The sequence below is a fragment of the Faecalimonas sp. LCP19S3_D12 genome, assembly GCF_052121495.1.
GTDB lineage: Bacteria > Bacillota > Clostridia > Lachnospirales > Lachnospiraceae > Faecalimonas.
Window position 1 is genome coordinate 1 of the sequence record NZ_JBQKED010000110.1, and the last position, 1,285, is coordinate 1,285.

2 protein-coding genes are annotated in these 1,285 nt (G+C 37.5%); both read left to right on the forward strand.

Going from position 1 to position 1,285, the window contains the following annotated elements; all coding sequences use genetic code 11:
• Window positions 1–385 (forward strand): helix-turn-helix domain-containing protein (locus ACTQXY_RS15450; protein WP_441660206.1); only part of this gene is annotated, 385 nt, incomplete at its 5' end.
• The gene (locus ACTQXY_RS15455) at window positions 289–1,227 is read left to right on the forward strand and encodes an IS3 family transposase (protein ID WP_441660207.1); all 939 of its coding nucleotides are present in this window, start codon (window positions 289–291) and stop codon (window positions 1,225–1,227) included. The genes ACTQXY_RS15450 and ACTQXY_RS15455, both read left to right, overlap by 97 nt.
• The last annotated feature ends 58 nt before the right edge of the window (window positions 1,228–1,285 follow it).

Consider the following 1,285-nt stretch of genomic DNA (forward strand, 5'->3'; position numbering starts at 1 on the left):
AAAAAAGCTTTCTGTTGTAGAATTGTATTTATCAAGTGAAATCTCATATCAAGATTTAGCTCTACAAGAAGGCATTACCAACCCATCTTTGATTGTTAACTGGGTTAATCGCTTTCACGCAGCTGGTCCTGATGCGTTGAGACCACGTAAGAAAGGTCGAAAGAAAACATTGGATAAATCAGATAACACTACGCAAAGTAAACCATTAGAAGAAACTTCCGTTGATACAAGCGCTGAGCATGTAAGAGAACTGGAAGATGAACTCCTAAAATTAAGGATAGAGAATGCATTTTTAAAAGAACTGAGGAGGCTGCGTTTAGAGGACGAAGCAAAAACGAGAGAACAGCTCGGATTATCAGCAGTCTCCGAAGACGATTCAAACTAAAAGCTCTTCTCTCATATACCGGAATGCCAAAGGCAACATATATGTATTGGCAAAAGCGTTTTGACAGGGAAAATCCTGATAAAGAAGTCGAGGAAAAAATACTTGAAATTCGTAAAGATCATAAGGATTACGGATATCGCAGAATTCTGGCGGAATTACGTAACCAAGGATATGTTATAAACAAAAAGAAAATCCAGCGTATTGTTCAAAAACTTGGATTGCAGGTAGTATCATACACTCGCAAGAGCAGAAAATATAGTTCTTACAAAGGGAAGGTTGGTACTGTTGCTCCGAACAGGATTCGCAGGCGTTTTAATACACATGTTCCTCATCAGAAAATCACTACTGATACTAGTGAGTTTAAGTATTATGGAGTTGATGAAAAAGGACGCATGACTATACATAAGCTTTATTTAGATCCGTTTATGGATATGTGCAACGGAGAGATTCTAAGTTATGGGATTGATAAGAAACCTTCTGCTAAGAATATAATGGAAGCTTTAAATGAAGCAATTGAAATTACGGCAGACTGCCCATTCAGAAGAACTTTTCACTCTGATCAGGGTTGGGCTTACCAGATGAAGACCTATTCTGATAGACTAAAAGAAGAACGAATATTTCAAAGTATGTCTAGAAAGGGAAACTGCCTGGATAATTCTGTAATGGAAAACTTCTTTGGCTTGCTTAAGCAGGAGATTTATTATGGTGTTGTGTATTATAGCTACGAGGAATTAAAATCTGAGATAGAACGTTTTATAAAATACTACAATGAGAAACGAATAAAAGAAAAGTTAGGATGGATGAGTCCTGTTCAATACAGGCTCCATCTTCTAGCTGCATAAAGAAAAACGAGACGACCGAAGTCGTCTCGTGAAAGTCTAACTTTGAGGGGTCACCTCA